Source organism: Pseudoalteromonas atlantica, from assembly GCA_007988745.1.
Taxonomy (GTDB): domain Bacteria; phylum Pseudomonadota; class Gammaproteobacteria; order Enterobacterales; family Alteromonadaceae; genus Pseudoalteromonas; species Pseudoalteromonas atlantica.
Map to the genome: position 1 here is coordinate 1 of BJUT01000042.1, position 25,146 is coordinate 25,146.

At 41.4% G+C, this 25,146-nt stretch carries 25 protein-coding genes; 12 read left to right on the plus strand and 13 right to left on the minus strand.

The features are described 5' to 3' along the window. Window positions 1-78: 78 nt before the first annotated feature. Together PAT01_RS14990 and dinB are read right to left on the minus strand one after the other, a co-directional pair. Entirely contained in the window at window positions 79-1,614 is a 1,536-nt protein-coding gene (locus tag PAT01_RS14990) for a M17 family metallopeptidase (protein WP_004588515.1), read from the minus strand. A gap of 239 nt (window positions 1,615-1,853) precedes the next feature. Next, window positions 1,854-2,906: a DNA polymerase IV gene (gene dinB, locus PAT01_RS14995; RefSeq protein WP_154945745.1), complete on the minus strand. Its 1,053-nt coding sequence runs from the start codon at window positions 2,904-2,906 to the stop codon at window positions 1,854-1,856. Between the two features lie 476 nt (window positions 2,907-3,382). Between dinB and PAT01_RS15000 the strand changes: the two genes are divergently transcribed. The 3 genes from PAT01_RS15000 to PAT01_RS15010 all read left to right on the plus strand — a co-directional run bounded on the left by PAT01_RS15000 (window position 3,383) and on the right by PAT01_RS15010 (window position 5,957). Then, window positions 3,383-3,805, plus strand: a complete 423-nt coding sequence (locus PAT01_RS15000; protein WP_004588512.1) for an acyl-CoA thioesterase — start codon at window positions 3,383-3,385, stop codon at window positions 3,803-3,805. 67 nt (window positions 3,806-3,872) lie between these two features. Then, window positions 3,873-4,925, plus strand: a complete 1,053-nt coding sequence (locus PAT01_RS15005) for an aldo/keto reductase (RefSeq protein ID WP_138577589.1) — start codon at window positions 3,873-3,875, stop codon at window positions 4,923-4,925. A gap of 108 nt (window positions 4,926-5,033) precedes the next feature. Further along, window positions 5,034-5,957 carry an ABC transporter substrate-binding protein gene (locus tag PAT01_RS15010; protein WP_404821057.1) on the plus strand — a complete coding sequence of 308 codons (924 nt, stop codon included), beginning with the start codon at window positions 5,034-5,036 and terminating at the stop codon, window positions 5,955-5,957. On the opposite strand, the gene PAT01_RS15015 is transcribed toward PAT01_RS15010, so the two are convergent. The 6 genes from PAT01_RS15015 to PAT01_RS15040 all read right to left on the minus strand — a co-directional run bounded on the left by PAT01_RS15015 (window position 5,914) and on the right by PAT01_RS15040 (window position 12,318). After that, a complete protein-coding gene (locus tag PAT01_RS15015; RefSeq protein ID WP_064386337.1) occupies window positions 5,914-6,528 on the minus strand; it encodes a fumarylacetoacetate hydrolase family protein in 615 nt (204 codons plus the stop codon). The genes PAT01_RS15010 and PAT01_RS15015 overlap by 44 nt on opposite strands. A 15-nt stretch (window positions 6,529-6,543) precedes the next feature. Next, a complete protein-coding gene (locus PAT01_RS15020; protein WP_154945752.1) occupies window positions 6,544-8,514 on the minus strand; it encodes an ATP-binding response regulator in 1,971 nt (656 codons plus the stop codon). A 61-nt stretch (window positions 8,515-8,575) separates the two neighbouring features. Then, window positions 8,576-9,037: a response regulator gene (locus PAT01_RS15025; RefSeq protein WP_024031669.1), complete on the minus strand. Its 462-nt coding sequence runs from the start codon at window positions 9,035-9,037 to the stop codon at window positions 8,576-8,578. Continuing rightward, complete coding sequence (locus PAT01_RS15030; protein WP_138577593.1) at window positions 9,038-10,522, minus strand: sensor histidine kinase; 1,485 nt, start codon at window positions 10,520-10,522, stop codon at window positions 9,038-9,040. It abuts the gene before it with no gap. Between the two features lie 27 nt (window positions 10,523-10,549). Further along, window positions 10,550-10,765 (minus strand): hypothetical protein, encoded by a 216-nt coding sequence (locus PAT01_RS15035; protein ID WP_004588505.1) that lies wholly within the window; start codon window positions 10,763-10,765, stop codon window positions 10,550-10,552. 212 nt (window positions 10,766-10,977) lie between these two features. Next, the gene (locus PAT01_RS15040) at window positions 10,978-12,318 is read right to left on the minus strand and encodes a sigma-54-dependent transcriptional regulator (protein WP_024031667.1); all 1,341 of its coding nucleotides are present in this window, start codon (window positions 12,316-12,318) and stop codon (window positions 10,978-10,980) included. A gap of 238 nt (window positions 12,319-12,556) precedes the next feature. Between PAT01_RS15040 and PAT01_RS15045 the strand changes: the two genes are divergently transcribed. The 5 genes from PAT01_RS15045 to PAT01_RS15065 all read left to right on the plus strand — a co-directional run bounded on the left by PAT01_RS15045 (window position 12,557) and on the right by PAT01_RS15065 (window position 17,100). Beyond that, entirely contained in the window at window positions 12,557-13,075 is a 519-nt protein-coding gene (locus tag PAT01_RS15045; RefSeq protein WP_126006098.1) for an NUDIX hydrolase, read from the plus strand. A gap of 182 nt (window positions 13,076-13,257) precedes the next feature. Then, window positions 13,258-14,634 (plus strand): NAD-dependent succinate-semialdehyde dehydrogenase, encoded by a 1,377-nt coding sequence (locus PAT01_RS15050; RefSeq protein WP_154945747.1) that lies wholly within the window; start codon window positions 13,258-13,260, stop codon window positions 14,632-14,634. Window positions 14,635-15,164: 530 nt separating this feature from the next. Beyond that, the gene (locus PAT01_RS15055; protein ID WP_154945748.1) at window positions 15,165-15,794 is read left to right on the plus strand and encodes a hypothetical protein; all 630 of its coding nucleotides are present in this window, start codon (window positions 15,165-15,167) and stop codon (window positions 15,792-15,794) included. Between the two features lie 143 nt (window positions 15,795-15,937). Beyond that, the gene (locus tag PAT01_RS15060) at window positions 15,938-16,474 is read left to right on the plus strand and encodes a hypothetical protein (RefSeq protein WP_004588500.1); all 537 of its coding nucleotides are present in this window, start codon (window positions 15,938-15,940) and stop codon (window positions 16,472-16,474) included. A gap of 107 nt (window positions 16,475-16,581) precedes the next feature. Further along, window positions 16,582-17,100, plus strand: coding sequence for a hypothetical protein (locus tag PAT01_RS15065; RefSeq protein ID WP_064386349.1), 519 nt, complete (start codon window positions 16,582-16,584; stop codon window positions 17,098-17,100). A 268-nt stretch (window positions 17,101-17,368) separates the two neighbouring features. Here PAT01_RS15065 and PAT01_RS15070 read toward each other — a convergent pair whose 3' ends face one another. The 3 genes from PAT01_RS15070 to PAT01_RS15080 form a co-directional block, all read right to left on the minus strand. Then, a complete protein-coding gene (locus PAT01_RS15070) occupies window positions 17,369-18,448 on the minus strand; it encodes an endonuclease/exonuclease/phosphatase family protein (protein ID WP_154945749.1) in 1,080 nt (359 codons plus the stop codon). A gap of 23 nt (window positions 18,449-18,471) precedes the next feature. Then, entirely contained in the window at window positions 18,472-18,834 is a 363-nt protein-coding gene (locus PAT01_RS15075) for a hypothetical protein (protein WP_024031662.1), read from the minus strand. A gap of 76 nt (window positions 18,835-18,910) precedes the next feature. Continuing rightward, window positions 18,911-19,159 carry a TIGR03643 family protein gene (locus PAT01_RS15080; RefSeq protein ID WP_054983514.1) on the minus strand — a complete coding sequence of 83 codons (249 nt, stop codon included), beginning with the start codon at window positions 19,157-19,159 and terminating at the stop codon, window positions 18,911-18,913. Window positions 19,160-19,278: 119 nt separating this feature from the next. On the opposite strand from PAT01_RS15080, the gene PAT01_RS15085 reads away from it, so the two are divergent. From PAT01_RS15085 to PAT01_RS15095, 3 genes are all read left to right on the plus strand, one after another. Next, window positions 19,279-19,971 carry a substrate-binding periplasmic protein gene (locus tag PAT01_RS15085; RefSeq protein ID WP_138577603.1) on the plus strand — a complete coding sequence of 231 codons (693 nt, stop codon included), beginning with the start codon at window positions 19,279-19,281 and terminating at the stop codon, window positions 19,969-19,971. Window positions 19,972-19,982: 11 nt separating this feature from the next. Continuing rightward, window positions 19,983-20,639, plus strand: coding sequence for a YoaK family protein (locus PAT01_RS15090; protein WP_024031659.1), 657 nt, complete (start codon window positions 19,983-19,985; stop codon window positions 20,637-20,639). Window positions 20,640-20,713: 74 nt separating this feature from the next. Further along, a complete protein-coding gene (locus PAT01_RS15095; protein WP_154945750.1) occupies window positions 20,714-22,774 on the plus strand; it encodes a TonB-dependent receptor in 2,061 nt (686 codons plus the stop codon). Window positions 22,775-22,789: 15 nt separating this feature from the next. On the opposite strand, the gene PAT01_RS15100 is transcribed toward PAT01_RS15095, so the two are convergent. After that, window positions 22,790-23,572, minus strand: coding sequence for an AraC family transcriptional regulator (locus PAT01_RS15100; protein ID WP_138577607.1), 783 nt, complete (start codon window positions 23,570-23,572; stop codon window positions 22,790-22,792). A gap of 101 nt (window positions 23,573-23,673) precedes the next feature. On the opposite strand from PAT01_RS15100, the gene PAT01_RS15105 reads away from it, so the two are divergent. Continuing rightward, window positions 23,674-24,876, plus strand: a complete 1,203-nt coding sequence (locus PAT01_RS15105) for an MFS transporter (protein WP_249318446.1) — start codon at window positions 23,674-23,676, stop codon at window positions 24,874-24,876. On the opposite strand, the gene PAT01_RS15110 is transcribed toward PAT01_RS15105, so the two are convergent. After that, window positions 24,873-25,097, minus strand: coding sequence for a hypothetical protein (locus PAT01_RS15110; RefSeq protein ID WP_004588490.1), 225 nt, complete (start codon window positions 25,095-25,097; stop codon window positions 24,873-24,875). The genes PAT01_RS15105 and PAT01_RS15110 overlap by 4 nt on opposite strands. Between the last annotated feature and the right edge of the window lie 49 nt (window positions 25,098-25,146).

The window sequence follows — 25,146 nt, forward strand, 5'->3', positions numbered from 1 at the left end:
TTCTAAATGAGAATTTTTTAACACAGATAGCGACACGTTTAGCCCCGAAAAATGATTAAGTATTATTGCGGATTGGTATTACATACAGTAGCGCGCAAACAAGCTCGTTACTGATGCTGCGGTTGGCTTGCCGTGCTGCCAATCACCGCCTTCGACACCACTACCAGCAATGTCCATATGTACATAAGGAAGCGGCTGCTCAGAGTCGTTACCGTGTTTATCAAGCCCACCAACAACGGCTAAAAACGCCATAGGGAATTGATGCCCACGGGCTGTAACAGCAGAGGCGGCATTATTGCTTGATAAAACATCATCAGCGAGGGTACGCGGTTTGATAAAGTCGTAATCTTCACGGCGAGAGCGAGAAACCTCAGCTGCATCTGCCCATAAATCACCACAATCCGCTATTTGACGAGAGGTATTAGCGCTACGTGCAGGTCCGTTTTCAACATACGCTCCGTAAGGGCCCATAGCACGTGCCGCATGGCCTGTAAGGGTTGCCACGGTGAACAGTGTTGGGTTAACTTCACCTTTGGCGACATCTTTCATTTCGCTAAGTAGGTCACCCATAGCTAAACGCCCTTCTGCATCGGTGTTACCAATGCGTACACGTACGCCTTCACGGCTAGTGATAATTTCATCTGGTACAAAACAATCTGAGCCAATTGAATTACGAACCACAGCTAAGTAAGAAATAACTTTAACGCCTTTAGGTTGGTAATCTGCCACGGCTTTCATAAAGCCCGCAACGGATGCAGCCCCACCTTTATCGCGGCTCATACCCGCCATGTAACCGCCTACTTTTAAATCGGCGCCGCCGGTATCGTATACTAAGCCTTTACCAACAAACATTAGCGTGCGCGTTACTTCACCTTCTGGCACGTATTCTAGCTTAACAACACGTGGATGATGGCGCTCAACCGCATAAGATGCGCGCGCAACAGTGCTAAGCATAGGGTAGTTTTTATCTATCGTGTTAATATCGTCAATCACATCAACCGCTACTTTAGAGCCTTTAAAAAGCTCAACACAGTAATCAGCAAAACGTGGTGGCGCCATACGTTCAGGCTCAGTACCACATAAATCACGTGCCGCATATTGCCCTGCTGCAATTGCATTTACAGCTTTAACTGTTTGCTCATTTGCATCTATTAAACCTATTTGCGTAATAGGTTCAATGCTTTCGCCGTGGTATTCGCGCGCCTCTAAAGGCTGCCATAATGCTTGGCATGCCCCTAAATACGCCACTTCTAACGCATGCTGGTAACGCGCATCTGTATGTAATTTAGGTAAGTAAATAGCAGGGTTTACACTACCCGCGGCTTTTGCTTCGTTAATCGCTAGTTTAGCAGCATCAAAGTAGCGCCTTACATCATCGTAATCGCGGTTAAGCGGCCCCGTAGGTGCTAAAACAACGCGTACATTATCAACCACTAAAAACGTAACTTGTTTACCAATACGAGAATCTACTTTAGCGTGTGATTCGATAGCATCACTTAATGAGTTATTGGCTAATTGAGAAAAGTCATCACTAATTATAATAAGTGCATCGTGAGAAAATGAGTCAAAGCTTGCACTAAGTGATTGTGCAGCTATCGCTTGAGGATATGCCATAAGTAAAACTCCTGTTAGAAAACATAAGGGGCTATTATCGTTGATATAAAAACACAAAACCAGCCAACTGCGATCAGCTCATGTTAATCTGGCAACTTGGTTTTACAGCTAACTAAAGTGACTCAGTGTTTTAAGAAGAAACTAACAACAACTATATAGCTTTTAGTAAAGGCAGCCCCTGCTTGCTCCACGTTTAAATTACTGTACTAAAGCACTCTAAATTGCAAAAAAGCGTGTGGTTAATCAAGAATACTCAGTTGCAGATTTAAATTAGGTTCATTTTTAACACCTACCCCAATACCTAATAAACGCACCGGTTGCTGCATACCGCGTTGATACGCCTTAGAGAGTAATTCAGTAAAAATAGCAGTATTTAATTGATGATGAGCTTGATCCGCTGAGGTAACAACAAAGTTTGCAAACTTCACTTTTACACTTAGCTTATTAATACGATTTTGTAGCTGTTGCTTATTAAGGCGCGCTGTTAGCTCTTCGAGTAATTTAGGTAACTGATCTAAACATTCTTGTAAGCTATTTTTATTGTATTCATAGGTGTGTTCAACACTAAGGGATTTACGGACTCGCTCAGTGGTTACTTTACCAATATATTCGCCAGCACATTTTTGATAAAGCGATACACCAAAATTCCCCACATGCTGCTGCATCCAATTAACGCCTTTCTCGCGAACGTCTTTACCTGTGTATAACCCCTTTAAATTAAGCTTTTCGAGGGTTACTTTGCCCACACCAGGGATTTTACCCAGCGGTAAATTATTTAAAAACGCATCAACTTCATCCGGTAAAACCACAAATTGACCATTGGGTTTATTTTCGTCACTGGCTATTTTGGCAATAAACTTAATGGGGGCAACCCCGGCAGAGGCAGTAAGGCCGGTATCGTTATAAATATCTGCTCTAATTTGCTGAGCAATAAGCGTTGCGCTGCCTTTGCATGCGGTGCTGTTGGTTACATCTAGGTAAGCTTCATCAAGCGACAGCGGCTCTATTTGGTTGGTATAGCGTTTAAATACAGCGCGTATTTGGTTAGAAATTTCTTTATAAACCGCCATGCGCCCAGGCACAATAACTAAATCGGGACATAATTGCTTAGCGTGGTAGTTAGACATAGCCGAGCGAACACCATATTCGCGCGCTATATAATTTGCTGTAGAGAGCACGCCACGACGGCTATTGCCACCAATCGCTAAAGGCACACTGCCAAGTTTGGGGTTATCGCGCATTTCAACCGCTGCATAAAAGCAGTCCATGTCGATATGAATAAACTTTTTCATTACCACATAACAACTGTTTATTTATACAGCCATTATTAAGGATTCACTTTCATTAAGCAAGTCCATTAAAGCCTGTTTAACTTGCTAAAGTTAAAAGCGCTACTAGGTGTAGCGCGTTAAACCGTGCAAGCTTTAAACAGCTTTTTTAAAACGGCTGCTTAAAGCGCTTTGATTTTTTAAAGCAATGTAGCCAAAAAACAAACTCCAATAAAAACCCCGCAGCTAAAAGCATTATGCCGCCGGAGGCATTACCCATTGCATAGCAAGCAAAAGACGCTATAAAAACTAAACTGGCTAAAGCCCAATTAATTATATTTTGCATGTGTGTTCTCGTGTGTGTGTTGTCTGTGTTATTTAACTGTAGTCCTAAAAATAAATAGGTACAATCATCATATAAAAAAACATGGCATTTATTGTCTTGAGCTACAAACACCATATTGATAATCTCATTCATTTAAAACTAAGAGTACACATACATGCAAAGGTTCAAAGATCAGCACCCTATACATACCGATATCACCGTAGCATGGGCCGATATGGACGCCCTACAACATGTTAACAACGTGGTGTACTTGCGTTATTTTGAAATTGCGCGTATCGATTTTCTAAATAAAATAAATCAGTTTGATACGATAAAACCAGGTGGAATAGGCCCGGTCATTAGTGAAAACAATATTCGCTATAAACGTCCAGTGACCTTCCCAGATACCTTAACCGTAGGTATTACTATTTCAGATATAAAAAGCGACCGTTTTATGATGAATTACTCTGTATTTAGCCATGCTCAGCAAGCTATTACTACCACAGGCTATTCTCAAGTTGTTATGTTTGACTTTAAAACAGGACAAAAAGCGGCGATTTCAGAGCCATTACTATCGGCACTACACCAATTCGCTTAATTAGGTTTTATTGCGAATTGGTATTAATTATCCACTCTCAAGATCTTACATAATTTAAGGATTTTAAATGCAATACAGTCCGTTAGGCAGCAGCGGTGTTGATGTTTCTAGAGTATGCTTAGGCAGCATGACTTGGGGTAAACAAAATACCCAACAAGAAGCCGATGAGCAAATAGCTTATGCCTTGGCACAAGGCGTTAATTTTATAGATACTGCCGAAATGTATGCCGTTCCTCCTTCACCAGAGACCTACGGTAAAACAGAGCAAATTATAGGTAACTGGCTTAGTCGCAATGCGCAAAAGCGCGGTGATATTGTATTGGCGACCAAAATTGCAGGCAATGGCCTATCGTGGGTACGAGATGGCGGCGATATAACACGCAGCGCTGTCATTGAGGCCGTAGATAACTCGCTGAAACGCCTACAAACCGACTACATAGATTTATACCAATTGCATTGGCCTAATCGCTCTACCCCACATTTTGGCAGGCAGTGGCCAGGTAAACTCACTTTTAGTGACGTAGATACTGAGCAACAACAAGCGGGTATGCTTGATATTTTAGAGGGCCTTAATGAGTGTGTTAAAGCCGGAAAAATAAAATATTGTGGCCTTTCAGATGACACCCCATGGGGCATTAGCCAATTTTTAAATTTAGCAAAAGCGCATAACTTACCGCGTATGGTGTCTATTCAGAACGAGTTTAGCCTAGCGCACGCTAAAGATTGGCCCTACTTAATTGAGCAGTGTATCCATGAAGACATTGCTTATTTACCTTGGTCACCGCTTGCTGCAGGCCTGCTAACGGGTAAATACCTAAACGGCGCGCGCCCAGCTGGCTCGCGTTGGACATTTATGCAGCGCAATGGCATTTTTAGAGATACCCCTAACGCGCAAAAAGCCACGCAGCGTTATGTAGAGCTTGCACATGCAAGCGGCATAACCCCAGCCCAATTGGCACTTGCTTGGTGTAATCAAGTCGATGGCGTTACCTCGTCAATTATTGGTGCGACCAGCATGGCCCAATTAAAAGAAGACATTGACGCTTTTAGCATAACTTTAAGCGACGACACACTAGCTGAAATTGGTACTATTTTTAAAGATTACCCGCAGCCATACTAAACCAAAATAATAGGCAGTTTTTTTACTGCCTTTTTCTCTCTTACATTTGAACATATACAAAGTAAAACTATACTAAAGTTAACTTAAATGGATTATTTTTAGTGAGTTATGCTTAGAAATGTAATTTTATTCTTTGGTGTACTAGGTGGTTTAATGCGTTACGGGTACGCTGACAATACTCACCCAATTAAAGAAATTGTATGGCTACAAAGTTACACGCCCCCGTTTCATATGGATAAAGATTCGCATGCGCCGCAAGGCGGTATTTGTGACAACCTCACCGAGCAACTAATTAACAGTATTGATGATGTAAAACATACGCGACTAATCGTGCCGCAAGAGCGAATTAATAAGCACTTAAATGAAGGCGATAATGCATGTTTTCCGTGTGTTATTCATAAAAAAACGGCCAATGGGGTGTTACAGTTTTCTACCCCCACCACGGTTTACCCGCCTTTTTCGGTTTTAACCACTCAAAAACTTGCTCCAGAAATACACGCTAAGCATGGCAGCCCTATTAAACTTATTCATTTATTGTCAGACGAGCAATATGTATATGGTCAAGCCGCGGCGCGCAAGTTTACTTCAAAAATTAATAAAATAATCGAAAACACCACGGTGTATCATAAAGCATCGCTAAGCTGGAGCAGCGAAAATGAAAGCCAAGCTGTTATTGCTCGCTTAAGTCGCGGCTTTTTAGATTACACAATAGACTACCCGTTTATGGGGGATTATTTTGTCAACCACAGTAAGTTTAAGAATATAGTCAGTTTGCCAATTGAAGAAGACCCCAGAGAGTTTGTTTTAGGGGCTATAGGGTGTGCAGTAAGAGCACCGAATGATTTTGCTACCAAGGCGCTTAATAAAATAAATAAAGCGCTACATAAGCAGGTATTACAATCGCCTGCTTATATAAATAGTCAGCGTTTTTGGTTAGAGCAAAGTTTTCCGCAGTTTACTAAGCATTACCAACAGCAAATACTCAATCCTATTGTGCCTGCCAGCTCTGCGATAACAAGCACGTCGAATTAGCATACAAGCTTACTGTAAATACGCTATTTGCAGGCACTTCTCCTACGCCTGCAGGCGTCCCTGTCATTATTACATCGCCATTTTCTAAGTGCATAAACTCATTAATTTCACTTAAAATATCTTTAGGCTTATGTATCATAAATTGCGTATCGCCTTGCTGAATAACGTTATCGTTAATTTTAAGCTCAAACGTAAACGCCTGCTCGGCATCCGCAATACTTACAAAGGGCGTTAGTAATACCGAGCCGTTAAAAGCCTTGGCGCGCTCCCACGGTAGCCCTTTATTTTTAAGCTTACTTTGCACGGTACGTTTAGTTAAATCCAACCCTAAACCTACGCCTGCCAACTCATTATTTTTAATAACAAAACACAGCTCGGTTTCATAATGCAGTGTGTCGTTATTGTGCGTAGCAAATAAGGTAGACGAAAGCGCACTGTTCGGTTTATTAAACAATACCATTTGATCTGGTAGCTCATTATTAAGCTCAGCAATATGCGCGGTGTAATTACGCCCAACGCATACTACTTTAGAGGGCGTTAATATCTCACTTTCTAGTTTTATCGACTGCATAAAATAACTTCTAAATTACGAGCTGATCAAGGTTTCTAATAAGCTCAGATTAATCGGCTTCAAAAGTACATGATTAATATTTAAATCTTTGATCTGCTTAGGATCGGGCTCTGCACCACTAACAATCACTAAGCTTAAGTCAGGGTAACGTTCGTTAATTTGCTTCCCTAAATCTACACCACGCCCGTCAGGTAAGTGCATATCTAGCAATACCTTATTAAATTGTTGGTCATGATTGAGGGTTTGTAAACACTGTGCACACGTTGAGGTAATAACGGTTTCTACCCCTAAACTTTCTAGCAACAACTGCGTAATTTGCGCTGCATCTTGGTCGTCCTCAACCAATAAAAAGCGCTGTTTTTTCTCTATTACAGCTTTGTCGCTGTGAATGTTTTTAGCTTGAGGCGCATGCTCTGGCGATACTAAGTAATCTTGTAAGCATTGATACAAAGAAGAGCTATCAACGGGCTTTGGTATTACATCGTTAAAGCCAAGGGCGGCAAGCTCTTCATGTATGCCTTTCATAGTGGCGGCAGTAAGCGCAATAATTGGGCCTGTATAGCCCATTTTTCTAAGCTCTATTGTCGCTTCTTTACCGCCCATTACAGGCATATGTATATCAATAAAAATAATGTCGTAAGGTGAGCGATACGCCTCGGCAATTCTTACTTTTTCAAGCGCTTGCTGGCCATGCTCGGCGTAGTCTACGCGCGCACCACATGTGCTAATCATATGGCCAACTAACATACGTAAATCGCGTAAATCATCAACCACTAATACGCGGCCAGTCACTTTGCATGGTGCTGATTTTGTCTGTAATTGCGAGCCACTACTAAAGTTTAATACTTGGCGTTCTACTTCACTTATATCACCTGGGTACACCGAAATAGTAAAGGTAGAGCCTTCGCCCATTCTAGAGGTTAAATCGATACTGCCGTGCATACGCGCTAATAGCTCGGCACAAATCGCAAGGCCTAAGCCTGCTCCGCCAACAGAGCGCGATTCTACATCGGCTATTTGCTCAAAGGGTTTAAAAATTAATGCTTGTTTTTCAGGGGCAATCCCCATGCCTGAATCTTTAATACTAAAAAATAGCATTTCTTGGCCTTCAACCCACTCGGTCCAGGCACTAACCACTATTTCGCCCTTTTCGGTAAATTTAACCGCATTATTGATTAAGTTAATGAGTATTTGGCGTACGCGGGTGGCATCTACTCTCACAATAAGAGGTAAGGGCTGTAGAGACTCAAAGCGAAGGTTTAAGCCTTTATCAAGCACAGATACACGCATTAAAGTGTAAACATCAGCCAGCATGCTATCTAAGTTTACTTCACTTAAGGTGAGCTCTAATTTGTCGGCAGCAATTTTAGATAAATCGAGCACGTCGTTTAACAAGCTCAGCAAGTGCTTACCGTTTCGGTAAATAACCCCTAATTCGTTTTCGGCCTGTTTGCTAAAGTCGCTTTGCAGCAGTAACTCTGTGTAACCTAATATAGATGAAAGCGGGGTACGTAATTCGTGGCTTAAGTGGGCTAAAAATCTGTCTTTTGAGCGGTTCTCTGCCTCGGCTTTTAAACGCTCTACTCGCTCGCCTTCAACATCTTTACGCGCTAAAGCATAACGTATAGCGCGAGCAAACCGGCTCGAACTCATTTCTGTTTTTATAAGGTAATCTACCGCGCCGGCATCAAGTGCTGCAGAGTCTAATTCATCATTAGATTGCCCTGTAAGCATAATAATTGGCCCGCTAAACCCATTAGCAATGGCCTTTTTTAATACACTTAGCCCATTTGAGGCGCCTAATCGATAATCAAGCAAACAAATATCGTGATCGTTTTTACTTAAAATGCTTATTGCTTGCTCAGGAGAGCTTATCCAATCTATGTCAAATGTATGTGAATCTAACTGATCTAAGTAGTCGCAAGTGAGAATGTAATCATCTTCATCGTCTTCTACTAAAAGTAAGCGAGTCACTTTATCTAACATACTACCTCCTTTTGTTTGCATTTAATAAGCCCCTAATTAGGGGCTTAATGTTGCTACTTATTTAGTCGTTAAACGTTGTCGGCAGCTCTACAAATTCTACCCAGTATTTTCCTAGGGTTTTCATTAAATCAACCAAGCCATCAAACGTTACCGGTTTAGTAATATAAGAGGCCGCTCCTAAGTTATAGCCTTTAACCATGTCTTCTTCTTGCTTAGAGGTGGTTAAAATAACAACCGGTATGCCTTTAAGGTTTGGGTTTGCCTTAATGGCCTCAAGTGCTTCACGGCCATCCATACGTGGCATATTTAAATCAAGCAAAATCAACCCCGGGCGTGGCGATGAATTTTTATCTTCAAACTTACCCTTGCGCTCTAAGTACTCTAATAATTCAACCCCATCTTCCACAAAATGCAGCTCGTTTAATACACGGCTTTCGGCTAGCGCATCTTGCGTGAGTAGGCGATCATCCTCGTCATCATCTGCCATTAATATTGTAATAGGTTTCACTTTTGAATACGGCATCTAAGCCTCTCCTTGAAGTGTGAAAAGCGTTGTTTCCACAGGTAATTTTATTATGAAGGTTGCCCCTTCACCGTCTTTACTATGAGCGGTAATTATCCCACCATGCCGCTCAACTATACGCCTACAAACTGAAAGCCCAATCCCTGTGCCTTTATATTCCGAGCGCCCATGCAGGCGCTGAAATGGTACAAATATTTTATCAGCATACTCTTGTGAGAAACCAATACCATTATCTTTTATGGTAATAATTTGCCAACCCACTTTTTCGTTATGCTCTTCACTAAACTCGTCTTTGTGCTCGTACATTACGCTTATATGTGGCTCAACACCTGGCTTTCTAAACTTAACAGCGTTAGACAGTAAGTTTAAAAACAACTGCTGCATTTGGCTTTTATCGGCTTGAATAACCGGTAGTTCGCCCACCTCTACGTGCGCATTGCTTTCTTTAATGGCAACCTCTAAATCACTTAAAATATCGTTAACTACGCCTTTTAAGTCAGTGTCATCAAAGTCTCTACCTCGGGTTGTTACCCGCGAAAACTCTAGCAAATCGTTAATAAGGTTAGACATACGTTGCGCTGCATTTTTCATACGGCCTATGTAATCTATGCCTTTTTCGCCCAGTTCATCTTTAAACATGGTTTCTAGGCGGTCACTAAATGCTTGAATTTTTCGTAGTGGTTCTTGTAAGTCATGGCTGGCAACAAACGCAAACTCTTCAAGCTCACGGTTTGAGCGGCTAAGCTCATCTGAATATAAGGTCAGCTCTTGCGTGCGCTCAGACACTTTAGTTGCAAGTGTTTCGTTTTGTATTTCAAGCTCCTCACGGTATTTAGCCGCGTTTCTTAAATTTAGGCGTGTTAATAAAAACATACCTATTATTAAAAGCGCACTGGTAACCGCTGTAATAGCAAAGGTGATTTTTGCTTCATTTTTTATTTGTGCCAGCTTAGAAAAATGGCTCACCTTAAACAGTAATTCTCGGTCTTGAATATCATTAACTTTAACGCGAATATCTTTGTATAGCTCTCGCCCTCTGTGCGTATTTAATACATATAACGCACGGCGCTCTTTGTCATTAGTAGCCAGCTTAACCGTTTGTTTAAGCTCTTTAATTTTAGCTTCTGTTAACACTAATAGCTCAGCAATTCGCTCAGCTTGGCCATCAATTTCAGAGTGTAGAGACTTTACATGCTCCATTTGCGATTCTATTTGCCCTATCGCATCGTAATAAGGCATTAAGTAGTCTTCTTCTTCGGTGAGTAAGTAGCCGCGCTGGCCAGACTCTGCCTGCACAATTGATAAGTGAAGACGCTCAATGGCATCGGCTAATAAGCTAGTGTTATCCAAGCTTTTTTGCGTTTGCGTTAATCCCTGAATAGTACTTAATGCCAAAACTGCATTGCCAACAACAATACACAGTACTATTGCGATAAAAGCGGCCCACGTTATATTCGTTTTACCCTGCTGCTTTTGCTTACTCATTATGTGTAAATACCTAATTTTAAATGACTACTTATTATTAAAATCAGTAATGTTTTGCAAGCTTTCGCTACATTGCTGACAGTTTGAAATTATTTTATCGAGTGCTGCTAACGCTTTATCTTTTGGCATATCGTTTTCTAATACCAGTTTAATGAGCTCTGCATTCATAGAAATTCTATTCAGTGGAGCTCTCGCATCATGTACCAATTTATTTAGCGTATTAACTTCTTTTTCATCACTCATATTACTTCCTATACTTATTCAACCTGAACTCTGGTTAAGAAACTTACTAAAATATTAAATTATAGTGATAACCAAATTCTTTTCTCTAGCCAGAGATTTTCAATGAAAACAAGCCGAATTTACGCGTCAATAGCTGGCCTATTGCAAGCAAATTTAACGCAGTTAACGTTGAAAATAGCTGCTAGAGATAGGTTTATTATTCAGAGTTCAGGTTATTTATATTCTCCAATTCCGCCGTATGCGTTTAATCGGTTATACAATGTTTTTGTACTGATCCCTAGCATTTGCGCAGCTAGCGTTTTATTACCTTGCACCTTATCTAGCGTGGCGTGGATTAACTCTTTTTCGACTTCTTCAATGGTTTGCCCTGCCGAAACATGGTTGTCGGCCACTTGCGTATTTACACGCGAAAACGGCGACTCTAAGTTATCCGGAAGTGTAATTTCGCTCGATTGTGGGTCGCTCATAATAAAGGCGCGATGGATAGCGTGGCGAAGTTCACGCACATTGCCTGGCCATTCGTATTGCTGTAGTTCTTTTAGCTGCTCGTTGTGCCAATAAAACGAAGTGCCATTTTCATCGTTAAGTTGCTCTAAAAAGGCTTTCGCAAGCAGTGGAATATCTTCTTTTCGCTCTCGCAGCGCAGGTATATCAATGGGAAAAACCGCAAGCCTAAAGTAAATATCTTCACGAATAATATTATTTTGCGCTAAGTCGGTCAGCGAACGGTTAGTCGCAGAAATAACGCGGCAGTTTATAGGCAATTCACGATTGCCGCCTACACGTGTTACTTTTTTAGTCTCAAGCACACGCAGTAAGTTTGGCTGCATATCTATAGGCATTTCGGTTACTTCATCTAAAAATAACGTACCGCCGTCTGCTTGCTCAAACACCCCTTCTTTACGGGCAATTGCACCTGTAAAAGCCCCTTTTTCATGGCCAAATAACTCACTACCTATTAATTCTTTAGACAAAGCACCACAGTTGCTCGCCACTAAAGGGCCTTCGCATTGGCTAGCGTTATGAATTGCTTGGGCGACCACTTCTTTACCTGCACCGCTTTCCCCCATTAGCATCACGTTAGCATTGGTTTTTGCTACGCGCTCTATCATGGTGTAAAGCTTTTGCATTGGCTCTGATTCACCAATTAAGCTATTAAAATGGCGAGTAATAGCCGGAACTTTAGCTTTTTTAGCTGTTTTTTTAGGGCCGTTTAATACCAGCTCTAGGTCTTCGCGTTGCAGCGGCTTTAATAAATGCCCAACATCTTGCTCACACATGTCTGCCAAAATCCCTTTTACTGAAGGGTGGCCAGAAATAAGCGTCACTTTTGGAGACTGCCCAATCATTTTTAAATGATCGAGTAAATGAAGACCACTGCCATCTGGCAGCATAAAATCGAGTAATACGTGATCAAAGGTATTATTTTCAAACCATTGATGTGCTTCTTTTAAGCTAGTTGCAGTACAAATGTTGTGCCCGAGGAATTCGACAATGTGGCAAACAACGTCACTAAATTCAACGTCATCATCGACTAAAAGTATGTTTAACATGATAAATCCCTATGCTTTTCTTCTTATTCTACGCACCCTATTTTGCAAATAAAAGGGGCTACTAGAATCTCTTAAAAATGATTAAACTATTGAGTCTTTTAACGTTTAATTTTAACAACCCAGTATGTACGTAAACTTAAGCCATACCGATCATAATTTTTAAAAATAATTAGAATTATTTTTACTACTCGCCTAAGTATACCAGCTGATATAATTTTGCTTTTAAAAAGGAGACAAAATGCAATTATTAAAAACAATGGTCCACCCTGGCATAAATTTAAACCAAGGCACTCAATTTACCCGCCGCACAGGCCGCGCCATTGTGATTAAAGATGCACACATTTTATTAATGTATACCAATCGCTACGAAGACTACAGTTTACCCGGCGGCGGTGTAGATGAAGGTGAAACCCTAGAGCAAGGGTTAATAAGAGAGCTTAGCGAAGAAACTGGCGCGCAAAATATACAGGTTATTAAACCCTTTGGGTTATACGAAGAGTACCGCCCTTGGTACAAAGACGACTTTGATATTATACACATACAGTCGTATTGCTATTTATGCGATACAGACAAAGAGCTTGGCAAAGCACAGCTTGAACATTACGAGCAACAAAATGGTATGACGCCTAAATGGGTCAATATATACGACGCCATTGCACACAACGAGCGCACAATGAGCCTTAGCAAAAAACAAGGGCTGTCTATCATTCGAGAAACTTACCTACTTAAACAAATAGCACAGCAACTGTTTAACTAAGGCTGTAAAATTTGCATAAAGCAGTATTTTTTACTGCTTGCTCATCACTCGCTTTTTATTTACATCCCATAATTAAATTTAAAGCGACCACTATTCAATAACTTAAACCCTATTTTACTTTATAAAACAAACTGGCTTTGTGTTTGCACCCTTACTGATAACTAATTTGTAAGGAGATAAAAATGAGTAACACAGTTAAAACAATCAACCCCGCAACTGAACAAACCATTGATACCTACACGCTGCTTTCTCAAGAGGAAGCTGAGCAAGTAGTCGAAAAATCTCACGAAACATATTTAAAATGGCGCCAAACCTCATTTACCGAGCGTGCTAAGTATTTAAATAAACTAGCCTCTTTATTCGAAGAGCAAAAAGAAGCCATTGCTAAGCTAATGACCGAAGAAATGGGTAAAGTGTACGAGCAAGGTTTTCAAGAAATTGAACTGTGCGCAGGTATTTGTCGTTATACAGCCGAAAACGGCCCACAAGTACTTGGCGATGAAGAGCGCGATATGGATGGCGGCCGTGCTATTGTTAGCTACCAACCAACGGGCGTTTTATTAGGTATTCAGCCTTGGAACTTCCCGCTTTACCAAGTAATTCGTTACAGTGCAGCTAACATTATGGCCGGTAACACCACCGTACTTAAACATGCCGGTAATGTATTTGGTATGGCAGAGAAAATAGATACACTATTTAAACAAGCGGGCTTCCCTGAATATTGCTTTAGCAACTTACTTATTGATGGCAAAACTGCCAGCGCGCTTATTTCACACAAAGCAATCAGCGGCGTAACATTTACAGGCAGTGACGCTACCGGTAAAAAAGTAGCTGAAGAAGCAGGTAAATACGTTAAAAAAACAGTGCTTGAGCTTGGTAGTAACGATGCCTACTTAGTACTTGATGATGCAGATTTAGACCTTGCTGTTGAAACCTGCGTTACAGGGCGCATGATCAACAACGGCGAAACCTGTGTATCGGCAAAACGCTTTGTGGTTGTAGAGTCACTATATGATGACTTTAAAGAAAAAATTAAAGCGCAATTTGAAGCACTAAAAATGGGCGACCCAATGGCCGAAGATACCGATCTAGGCCCAATGGCTCGTGAAGATTTACGCGATAAAATTCACGACCAAGTAATGCAATCTGTTGAAGCAGGTGTAAATGTAGTCACAGGCGGTGAAGTGCCATCGCAAACAGGTTACTACTACCCACCGACTATTCTTGATAATTTATCGCCGGGCATGCCAGCATACGATGACGAGTTATTTGGCCCTGTAGCCTCGCTCATTAAAGCAAAAGACAACGACGATGCAATGCGCATCGCCAACGACTCTCGCTATGGTTTAGGCGGTGGTATTTTCTCTAAAGATGAGAAAAAAGCCATTGAACTAGCTAAAAAGCACTTTGACACAGGTATGATCAACATTAACGGTTACGGCCTTGCCCAACCCAACCTACCGTTTGGTGGTGTTAAAGAAAGTGGTTACGGCCGAGAGCACGGCGGCTTTGGTATGCGCGAATTTGTGAATATCAAATGTATTATGATCAATAGCTAATATAGCTACACCTGAGATACACGTATTAAAAGAATATTTATACGTGTTTTAAAAAATATTATTAAGCCTAAAGGTGAGCAATCACTTTTAGGCTTTTTTATGGGTATAGCTACTAAGTGTAATGCGTTTAAAGACTATATTTTCACTTTAAAATTCACACCTAAAACTTCACTTCCCAATTTAGCTTATTTAGTAAAAGCCCAAGCATATTGTTTAAAATTGTGAGTTCAGATAGCTCGATAAACTCTGCAAAACATAGCGCTGAGCGTTCATTGAGACTAGCTCAACATCGTCGTTAATAGATTGGTTAAACTGCTCTTTGCGCATATATTCATGAAAATGAGCGCCGATCGCATATTGTTCTATTTATCTATTCTTTAAAGTTTCAGAAAACTTAGTGATAGTAATACCTTAGGTTATTTGTTAAAACTATATAAAGTAGATAAGTGAGCGTGGCGTCAGCAGAAATAAGCGCGATGAGCGCGATGAGCGCACTATTAAATTGTTAGGTGCTCAACAACGGAGTTTAAATGAAATCAAGAGAATTATTTACAACCCCCACATTAATCGTTAGTAATTATAAAATTTTAGGCCGTCCAGACGGTAAGTATTTACATCAATTTACCCCTGAGTCTACATCGACCGTTTATCAATTTATTGCTAACAGGGAGCCAATCTTGGTAGAAGGTGAGAAATATAATATCGGCTACAGAGTAGTTAATAATAACAATGAGGTCGATATCTCAGCCGTTGCAAAAGCAGAAACAGTGAACCCTAAAGTAAGCCATTATGTTGCACGTGAACTCGGTGAACAACAACGGGAAGCTGAAACTCGAAAATCAAAAGAACGAGTTGTTTATTTTGGTAAGTCTGAACTGTATCTCGGAAAAAAATACGCATGGCGTATTTACGGAGAGGCTTTTCCTAGAGGAGTTTTTGACTCTTATTTACACTCGATTGATTACCCGCGAGTAAATTGCACTACTGATGGAACACCTTCTATAGCCTATAAAGATGAAGGGTTAGCTGAAGCAATGGAGACTCTAGTGAACTCATGCATCAGAGTTAGTAAAAATTCTAATCGTTTTAAATCTGACTTAGTGCCTGATAAAAAGTGGTTTAATATCAAGGCCATCCCCGCAATTACCGATAGAAAATAGGCACCTAACAAACACATTAAGGCGCTTCGCTGGGACAGTAACACGTGGGCTCTGTCGCTTCGCTCCAAATTTTAGCCCACGTATTACTGCCCCTTATGTGGGTGTTAGCACTATCAGCAAAATGCGAGTTCAGTAGGAGTGGTATGAACGAAGTTTTATTGTGGGCAAATTTAGCTGTCCTTCTCGGTTTAGTGGCATTTGGTAAACTTTACCTCCCGAGTTACTTAAAAGAGAAAGCAAAAAACTTAGCTAAAAAAGAAGATCTTGTTGAAATTACGGATAAGGTTGAAGCTGTAAAGAATACTTATGCGTCTGAAGTTGAGTTGCTGAAAGAGAGTATTAATTCTCGCTCTGATGCTCTATCGAAGAAACGTGAGGTATATAACCGTTTTATCCAAAGCATGGGGCTTTTCATTAACGGGCGAGAAGTGACAACTGAACAACAGCAGACATTTTTAGATTGTTATGCTCAATTGTGGCTGTGGGCTCCCGATGCAGTGTTGATAAAAGTTAATGTTTTTATCGAACAGCAAATGGCACTAGCGTCAGGGCGAGCTCAGCCACAGGTAGTAATAAAACAAACCTATACTGAATGCGTCCTTGCACTTCGTAAAGATTGTGGCATGGGGGACGCAATGCCAAAAGATAGTTATAGGTTCGTCTTCTTTGGTGAGAAATAGTGCTAACAAGTGCTTTAAACGGAACAAAAACAGTTGGTTAGGTTCCGCTACGCTCCACATTATAACCAATGATTTTTGTCCGCTTAAGCGGGCGTTAGGTTTAAAACATGGTATCGCCCAATCCAGAAGACATTTATTCTCTCATCGGTTTTGCGCTAACGTATATACAATCTGTTGAGAAGAATATCAGTTTCATTACTACATTTGTATTGCAAGATGAAGAGGATTTAACCATCGAGAAGCTAAATTCAATCGAGAGCAAGGAACGAAAAAAGGCGCTTGGCTATTTTATCGGTAAGCTAAAATCAAGAGTAGACTTAGCTCCAGCATTAGAGAGTTTGTTGGCCGACTTTCTTAAAAATCGTAATGACTTCATACATAATCAGGATAAGATTGAAGGATGGGATTTAGATACCGAAGAAGGTATAGCCAAGGCCAAGGTATTTACCGTTACACTTTGGCGGCAAGCCGCTAGAATAAATGAAATTTTGGTGGCTCTTATGTTGCGGTGGCAAGAACAAACAGGGATCTATCCTCCTGGCGCAAGAAATGACGAGCCTCTTATTAAAGAAATAGACGAAAAATTCGGGCCATATATTAATGTCTTGTTTAAAGAAAAAACCTAACAAGGTAAAACCGCCGCTCCTTCGTCGCTCTGGTTTTGCCTCCGGTGTTTGCGGCGTTACCACTGTTTGCAATTGGCACTCTCCTGCCACTCGACAACATAAATATTGATTATAATTGGCAAGGTATTTTACTGTGTCGGATGGCGCTTCGCTTATCCGACCTACACTGGCTGATGAAGTTATCAAGTCTGAAGAAATATCATGGATTAAACCTGAGCGTTCAAGTTAAAACGTATTCAACTAACAGCTAAAAACTAATAGCTAACAGCTAGCCCTCCTCAAACCTTGGCACCTTTCGTTTATCGGCTTTGCTCATAGCAAGCTCTTGAATTTCTTCTTGCTTAAGCTCTTTTGGCTTATCTTCTAATGAATGCTGCTTGGCGTTTTCATACACCAGCTCAGTGAGTAGTGCAAAGTGGTCGGAGCCGTATTTTGCAAGGCGCTTAATGCGCTTTACTTTAAACCCTGGGCTGTGAAATAAATGATCTAGCGGCCAGCGCATAAAAAAGTAACTTGCGTGAAAGGTGTTATAAAAACCACGGCCTTTACGTGGGTCTAAAAAACCACTTATTTGCATAAATAAACGGGTGCTGCGCGACCATGCCACGTCGTTTAAATCACCGGCTACAATGGTCGGGCGTGTTGGCTTTTTAAGTGCTTTAGCGACCATTATTAGCTCTGAGTCGCGTGGGCGCGATGAGTCTTCTTCAGTGGGGCTTGGTGGCGCGGGGTGTATAAAGTGCCCTTGCATTTCAAGACCTTCATTGTTTTCGAACAGGATATGAATTGAAGGAATATCATCTTCAATGAGCTCACATATTTGCGCATCAAGAATTTTAAATTTACTGTATAAATGCATGCCGTAGCGGTTGTCTTTAGGGCATTCAATATAATAGGGGTAGTTTTTTTTAAGAACAGCTAATTTATTTTCCCACCAGCTGTCGCTTTCAAGGGTAATTAATAAGTCGGGCTGGTGTTTATCAACCAGTGAGATTAGTTGCTCACTATTGTGGTTTGACATAAGCACATTAGCTGACATGATTCTTACACTGTGAGCTTCGCTCACTGAGGCCGTTTTAACTTCTTTTTTAGCAAGCCAAGTGTAAGGAAATATCCACTTACCTTGTAATGCCATGGTTAGTAATGCGGTTAAAGCAGTATACAAATACCCGCTATTGCCGCTTTGCCACAGTAAATAAAACGATATAATTGCAACAGCGCTGGCTATATAAAATACCTGTAGTCGAACAAAGTCGCAGCTGCGCACTAAGTAGTGCTGACTGTACGACATAGGTAATAAGGTCACTAATAAAAAAAAGCCAATGATTATAGCCAGTGCAATGAGCATTTAAATATCCTTATAAATTGTACTTAACGAGTTAAAATTGAAAGTATTTCTCGGGTATCGTGCACCATGTGTATAACTGTACTGTCTATTTTTATACTTACTGTACCATTATCTCTAGAACGTTCAATAACGCGGCCTTGTTTATATACATTGCGGTCTAGGTAATCGCCTCTATGGTAACGCTTACTTAACCCTGGTGGCGTCCACCCAGCACGCACTAACTTTTTTTGCTGCTTTTTAGATAGTTTCTTACTGCTTTTATAGTTGTGCTGCTGATGTTTATGGTGGCCATTTTTATGGCCGTGATTGTCTTTGTCGGGCTTTGCCTGTGCATTAACGCTAACCAAGGCACCCGCTAAAAAAACCGTATATAAAAACGCTTTCATAAATAATCTCTAATAATGTTAATAGCTAAAGATTATCAAACACGCCTGAACATCATATGAAACTGCAAGCAGCTATTTATCTCGGCTTGTACTGTGTTTTGCAATGGCTGCGCATTATGGCTGGGTCTCGCAGTTTTAAATGCTTGGTTTTACGCCCTGCGTGGCGTTTGCGCCACACTTTAAAACTACCCTTTGAAATATGCTCTCGCATAAACACGACCAGCTGTGAATAATTAAGCCCGTATAACTGCTCTATAGCCTCAAAGGGGGTTCTGTCTTCCCACGCCATTTCTATAATTCGCGATTGCTGCTCTGCGTTAAACATGGTTATCTCTTAAAAATTTAAACTTATACGAGAAGAAAAAATACATAGATCATCACCTCAAAACCGAATATCGCTGTATAATAAACACACTAACATAAGAAAAAATCGGATTTACATTTATGCGCACATTATTGCTGCTTTTAGCTTTTAGTTTTTCTTCGCTATTATTAGCAGCGCCTAATAAAACGCTGCGCTGTGCAACTACCCATTACCCGCCTTTTACAATTTATGACGATAAAACACATACCTTTACAGGGATAGACATAGACTATTTAACTTTTATAGAGCGTAATTTAAAAGTAACCATTGAGCTGGTGCATTTACCGTGGGCTCGTATTAAAAAAGAAATGACGTTAGGTTACTACGATTGTTACTTTGCGTTGGCAAATAATACCGAGCGTGCGCAATATTTAGAATTTACCACTGAGCCACTACACACCACCCAATTTGGTTTATTTAGCACAGAAAAAGCAAACCTTAATAATGACTTATCAAATTCACGCATTGCTATGCTAAGAGGCGTTAAATTACCCAATGTACTGGCAAAAGAATACAATATTAAACAAAGCAACTTTATGCATTCACTCTCCACTAAAGCCACATTTGATTTGCTTAATAAACAGCGTGTTGACTACGCAATTACTAATTATCAAGCCGGCTTATGGTACTCAAAAGGCTATAAAAACATACATGCTAAGCAGCTTGAAGGCTATGCCCTACCTGTTTATATTGCTTTTAAGCATGGCGTGGTCAACACCGCAATCGTTGATGAGCAAATAAAACGCTATAAAGCGCAATTCGGTGTGCATTAATAAGGTAGGCAATGTTAACTAAATTACCAAAATGGGTGGAGTACGGCGCGTTTGCGCTCGCTTTTATTGCTGGCATTGTGAATGCTGTAGGGTTATTAGGGTTTGAGCATCAGGCTATTTCTCACCTTTCCGGTAGTGTTACTTTACTTGGTATAAAACTAATGAGCAGTACCTCTGCTGCGTTACTACTAATGAGTATAATTTTAAGCTTTATGCTTGGCTCTGCCCTTTCTGGTTTTTTACTTACCGGCGGCTCGTTAAAGCTGGGGCGCCATTACGACACCCTATTATTTATTGAAGGCCTATTACTGCTTTTAAGCACCTATTTACTCAGCCGCGCCCATGTTTATGGCATTACGCTTGCCTCTGCCGCCTGTGGTTTACAAAATGCCCTTGCCACTAACTACAGCGGCGCAGTAGTGCGCACCACTCATTTAACCGGTATTTTTACCGACCTAGGTTTAATGATAGGCAAGGCGCTAAAAGGTGAACCCTTTGATACCCGCAAAGGCGTAATATTTATACTTATTATTGCCGGCTTTTTATTAGGTGGAGTGTGCGGGTTTATGCTTTATGAGCACTTAGCCCTACTTGCTTTAACCGTGCCCGCTGCGGCTTGCTTTATATTATCGCTAACTTATCGGGTATATAGAATACGCGCACTTTAACGCAAGCGGTTTAAAAACTGTTTAAAACACCTTACCATGGCGTTAATAAAGCGTTACTCACCTTAAAGGAATGTATGAAACCTTATATTTTGCCGCTGTTATTACCACTCAGCCACGTTGCACTTGCTGATAATAAAAACGATGATGCAATAGAAACCATAACAACCACCGCATCACGTACAGAAGCACTGGCTACCCCCTATCCGCTTACTATTAGTACCTTATCTGAAGCGCAGTTAAATAGCATTGCGCCTACTCATGTTGAAGAGTCGTTACAACGTATTGCAGGTGCTAACGTACAGCGCGGAAATGGGCAAGAATACCTACCGGCTCTTCGCTCGCCGGTGCTCTCGGGCGCGGCAGCCTGTGGCGGCATACTAACCCTTGAAGATGGCATTGCACTGCGTGCTGCAGGCTTTTGTAATATTAACGAGCTATTTGAAGCGCATAGCGAAATGGCGCAGCGTATTGAAGTATTAAAAGGGCCGGGCTCTGCACTGTATGGCTCAAACTCCGTACACGGTGTAATTAACGTAATAACCCCTGATACAACCCAAGGCGGTGGATTAGTCGGGCTTGATTATGGCTCATACGGGTATGCCCGTTATAAGCTTCGCGCTGGGCAAGACTACGGCAACAGTGGTATTGGCATAAACGCAAGTATTACCGACGATACCGGTTACCGTGATGATGAAAGCGTTAAACAGCAAAAAATAAATATTCGTCATCGCTTTGAGCGCTCAAACCTATTGCTTACCTCTGGCCTTACATACACAAATTTAGATCAGCACACTGCGGGCTTTATTACGGGTTTTGAAAGCTATAAAAACGAAGACATAGCACAGCAAAACTTTGACCCCGATGCATTTAGAAAAGCCCGCTCATTTAGAGCGTGGAGCAACGCCCAGTGGCAATTAAAAAACGGCAATGTGCTTTCTATTACGCCTTATGTGCGCGACCAAAGCATGGACTTTTTTAAGCATTTTTTACCTGGCACCCCGCTTGAAACCAACAGTCAAACAGGCATAGGTGTGCAATCGCTTTATCAACATAACTTGCAAAGTAATGTAAAAGTAAACCTAGGGCTTGATGGCGAATACACTCGCAGCGATTTTACTCAAAGCCAAAACGAGCCAACTCAAGGCTCTGCATTTTTAGTAGCCACAGTACCGCAAGGCAAACACTACGATTACGACGTAAACGCAACTCTATATGCGCCGTTTGCATCAGTTGAGTGGCAATTAAATAAATGGTTTATTAGCGCCGGCCTCAGGTATGAGCATATGCAGTACGATTACACTAATAATATGCTCACAGGGCGCACAACAGAAGACGGCACAGAATGTGGTTTTGGCGGTTGCCGTTATAGTCGCCCAGCCAGTGGTAAAAATAGCTTTAGCAATACCTCACCTAAATTTGGCGTGAGCTACAAGGCCAACAAAAATAATACGCTATACGCTAACTTTTCGCGTGGCTACCGAGCGCCGCAAGCGGCAGAGCTTTACCAATTACAACGCGAACAAACCACCGCCGATTTAAACCCCGAAATAGCCAATAATGCCGAGCTTGGCTTAAAAGGATATTACAGCAATGTAAGTTACGCATTGGCTGTGTATGCTATGAGCAAACACAATACTATTTATCGCGATAGCGACTTTTTTAACGTTAACGATGGCAGTTCACGTCACAGAGGTATTGAGCTTGAAGTAGATTATGCATTAAGCAAAACGCTTAACTTACAATTTGCAGGTACACATGCAAAGCACACGTATACCAATAATCAGTTAATTAATGGGCTAAATATAAACGGTAACAACGTAGACACCGCGCCACGCAATGTGGCTAACCTTGATTTAACTTGGCAAGCCTTTAATAACCTAGCGCTTGCACTGCAATGGCATAGCGTAAGTAGTTACTATACCGACCCAGAAAACCTACTTAGCTACGAGGGGCATGATATTTTAAGCTTGCGTGCAAAGTGGCAAGTTACCAATAATTTAGAAGTGCTTGCACGTATAATTAACCTTACCGACGAAGCTTATGCAGAGCGTGCTGATTACACCAGCTTTACTGGCGATAGGTACTTCCCTGGTAAACCGCGTAACGCCATGCTTTCGGCTACGTACACGTGGTAAAACCATGTATAAAGGTTAATTTAAATCGCCCATATATTTAGTGGGCGATTTTCCCATTACCTTTTTAAACATAGTTATAAACGCACTCACCGATTCGTACCCCAATAACGCCGACACTTGCTGTACACTTTGCCCATCTGATAGTGCCTGCAGCGCTGTAATTATATGTAATTGCATTCGCCACTTACCAAAGGTCATACCGGTTTGCTTTTTTATAAGCCGTGCCAACGTCCGCTCGGTTAAAGCAAAATCGTGTGCCCATTGTGCAACGGTTTTACGATTATTTGGCTGTGCGAGTAACTGCTGCCCCATAGCTTGAATAACCGCATGCTTAGATAACACAAAGTCGAGCGGCTGGGCGGGCATTTCAATTAATAAATCAAACAGTACCTGAGCTAAACGAGCTGTTTTAGTGTCTTCATTATAGGCTTGGTGTTCGCTTGCTAGTTTTAGCATTAAACTTTTTACCAGCCCCGTTATTGCTAATGTACAGGTATGCTGTGGCATGCCGTGCTTATTGGCATCAATAAATACAAAACACAATTTGGCGTTATCAGATGCGCGATTGCTGTGTAAGGTATTTGCAGGTACCCAAATAGCACTGTGCGTTGGCACCATCCACATTTTGTTAGCCGCTTCGCAGGTAACATAACCATCAAGCGCTAAAATTAGCTGCCCCTTAGGGTGAGTATGTAACGGGTATTCTTTACTGCCTTGTGCGGTATCTACTTTGGCAATTATAGGCTGTTCCATGTGCTCGTAGTTTTGTAGGTATCCCCACCCTTTAGGCTCAAACATATTTTGTCAGTTTTTAGTTATTCAATGTCAGTATAGCTAAATTATAATACTGCTGATTTGTTTATACTAGCGCCAATAATTAGCTAACTTATTTTGTAATAATGACTCACACACCTCACAGTAATGCTGATATGTCGCGCTTTTCAAGCGTATTGCTTGTAATAGGTATTTTACTTATTGCTGCCAATTTACGTGCGCCTTTTACAGGGGTTGCCCCTGTGCTTGAACAAATAATTGCGCATTTTAATTTAACCGCTTCGCAAGCAGGCTTTATTACCACCTTACCGCTAATTGCCTTTGCCATTATATCGCCTATGGCTGCAAGCCTGGCTAAACGCCAAGGGCTTGAGCGCACATTGTTTTTTGCTGTATTTTTAATATTACTGGGTATTGCCGCACGGGTGTTTAACTCATCCATTATGCTCTTTGTAGGCACAGCCATAATAGGCGCAGGTATTGCCATAGCTAACGTATTGCTACCAAGTATAATAAAACGCGACTTTGCGGCAAAAGTGGCGGTAATGACCTCTGCTTATGTACTCACTATGGGCATTGCCTCGGGTGGCTTTTCAGCATTAGTTTATCCGCTTAGCCAATATGAAGGGTTAGGCTGGCAGTTTGCATTAGGGGCAAGTGCACTCATTACAATTACCACTTTAATTGTGTGGATGGCGCAATTAAATAAACACACAAAACCGGCACAAACAGCACAGGCCTCAACACTTAATAAAAGCGTATGGCGCTACCTACTTGCTTGGCAAATTACCTTGTTACTGGGGCTAAATTCATTTTTAAATTACATCATTATCACATGGCTGCCTAGCATACTCACCGAAGCGGGCCAAAGCGCAACGCAAGCAGGCGCGTATCATGGTGCTTTTCAAATTGCGACTGCCATACCTGGGCTTGTGCTTATACCTTTACTAGGAAAATTAAAAGATCAAAGTGCGCTTAGCTTTATACTTGCATCACTTAGTGCGTGCTGTGCACTAGGGCTACTTTATATGCCAAGCTTTGCATTAGTGTGGACGCTACTACTTGGCTTTAGCTCGGGAGCGTGTTTTATTTTAGGACTGTCGTTTATTAGCTTACGTACCGATAACTCCACGCAAGCGGCTTCGCTTTCGGGTATGTCACAAAGTATTGGCTATTTGTTGGCGGCTATTGGCCCTATGGTAGCTGGGGCGCTACATACAAGTACCGGCAGCTGGAGTGCGCCGCTTTGGTTATGTGCAGGTGCAGGTGTGTTATGTGCTACATGTGGATGGTTTAGCGGCAAAAACACCACGCTTAATAATAGTTAACTTACTAGCTGCTGTAACCATGAAAACAAGCCCGTTGCTGGCTTTTTAGCGGGGCGATGCTTTTGCTCAAAGCGCTTATTAGCGGCTTGACGTTGCTCGCGGCGCAGCTGCGCTAAATTAGCTTTTGCAGCAAAACGCAAACGCTGCTCTTGGGTTAGTTCGTCATTAAAGTTAATGGCTGACTTTTTAACTGCTCGGCTACTTTTCGGTGAACTACACATATTTTTCTCCAAATGACTGTCTTATAAATAGACAGTCATTTGGTTAAAA

Excerpts from the sequence above, each read along its gene's own strand:
- PAT01_RS15060 (WP_004588500.1), top strand. The coding sequence starts at position 15,938 with ATGAACGAAGTTTTATTGTGGGCAAATTTAGCTGTCCTTCTCGGTTTA.
- PAT01_RS15030 (WP_138577593.1), bottom strand. The coding sequence starts at position 10,522 with ATGAGTAAGCAAAAGCAGCAGGGTAAAACGAATATAACGTGGGCCGCT.
- PAT01_RS15035 (WP_004588505.1), bottom strand. The coding sequence starts at position 10,765 with ATGAGTGATGAAAAAGAAGTTAATACGCTAAATAAATTGGTACATGAT.
- PAT01_RS15065 (WP_064386349.1), top strand. The coding sequence starts at position 16,582 with ATGGTATCGCCCAATCCAGAAGACATTTATTCTCTCATCGGTTTTGCG.
- PAT01_RS15020 (WP_154945752.1), bottom strand. The coding sequence starts at position 8,514 with ATGTTAGATAAAGTGACTCGCTTACTTTTAGTAGAAGACGATGAAGAT.
- PAT01_RS15015 (WP_064386337.1), bottom strand. The coding sequence starts at position 6,528 with ATGCAGTCGATAAAACTAGAAAGTGAGATATTAACGCCCTCTAAAGTA.
- PAT01_RS15000 (WP_004588512.1), top strand. The coding sequence starts at position 3,383 with ATGCAAAGGTTCAAAGATCAGCACCCTATACATACCGATATCACCGTA.
- PAT01_RS15085 (WP_138577603.1), top strand. The coding sequence starts at position 19,279 with ATGCGCACATTATTGCTGCTTTTAGCTTTTAGTTTTTCTTCGCTATTA.
- PAT01_RS15050 (WP_154945747.1), top strand. The coding sequence starts at position 13,258 with ATGAGTAACACAGTTAAAACAATCAACCCCGCAACTGAACAAACCATT.
- PAT01_RS15105 (WP_249318446.1), top strand. The coding sequence starts at position 23,674 with ATGACTCACACACCTCACAGTAATGCTGATATGTCGCGCTTTTCAAGC.
- PAT01_RS15110 (WP_004588490.1), bottom strand. The coding sequence starts at position 25,097 with ATGTGTAGTTCACCGAAAAGTAGCCGAGCAGTTAAAAAGTCAGCCATT.
- PAT01_RS15045 (WP_126006098.1), top strand. The coding sequence starts at position 12,557 with ATGCAATTATTAAAAACAATGGTCCACCCTGGCATAAATTTAAACCAA.
- PAT01_RS15090 (WP_024031659.1), top strand. The coding sequence starts at position 19,983 with ATGTTAACTAAATTACCAAAATGGGTGGAGTACGGCGCGTTTGCGCTC.
- PAT01_RS14990 (WP_004588515.1), bottom strand. The coding sequence starts at position 1,614 with ATGGCATATCCTCAAGCGATAGCTGCACAATCACTTAGTGCAAGCTTT.
- PAT01_RS15080 (WP_054983514.1), bottom strand. The coding sequence starts at position 19,159 with ATGTTTAACGCAGAGCAGCAATCGCGAATTATAGAAATGGCGTGGGAA.
- PAT01_RS15040 (WP_024031667.1), bottom strand. The coding sequence starts at position 12,318 with ATGTTAAACATACTTTTAGTCGATGATGACGTTGAATTTAGTGACGTT.
- PAT01_RS15100 (WP_138577607.1), bottom strand. The coding sequence starts at position 23,572 with ATGTTTGAGCCTAAAGGGTGGGGATACCTACAAAACTACGAGCACATG.
- dinB (WP_154945745.1), bottom strand. The coding sequence starts at position 2,906 with ATGAAAAAGTTTATTCATATCGACATGGACTGCTTTTATGCAGCGGTT.
- PAT01_RS15070 (WP_154945749.1), bottom strand. The coding sequence starts at position 18,448 with ATGCTCATTGCACTGGCTATAATCATTGGCTTTTTTTTATTAGTGACC.
- PAT01_RS15025 (WP_024031669.1), bottom strand. The coding sequence starts at position 9,037 with ATGCCGTATTCAAAAGTGAAACCTATTACAATATTAATGGCAGATGAT.
- PAT01_RS15005 (WP_138577589.1), top strand. The coding sequence starts at position 3,873 with ATGCAATACAGTCCGTTAGGCAGCAGCGGTGTTGATGTTTCTAGAGTA.
- PAT01_RS15095 (WP_154945750.1), top strand. The coding sequence starts at position 20,714 with ATGAAACCTTATATTTTGCCGCTGTTATTACCACTCAGCCACGTTGCA.
- PAT01_RS15075 (WP_024031662.1), bottom strand. The coding sequence starts at position 18,834 with ATGAAAGCGTTTTTATATACGGTTTTTTTAGCGGGTGCCTTGGTTAGC.
- PAT01_RS15010 (WP_404821057.1), top strand. The coding sequence starts at position 5,034 with ATGCTTAGAAATGTAATTTTATTCTTTGGTGTACTAGGTGGTTTAATG.
- PAT01_RS15055 (WP_154945748.1), top strand. The coding sequence starts at position 15,165 with ATGAAATCAAGAGAATTATTTACAACCCCCACATTAATCGTTAGTAAT.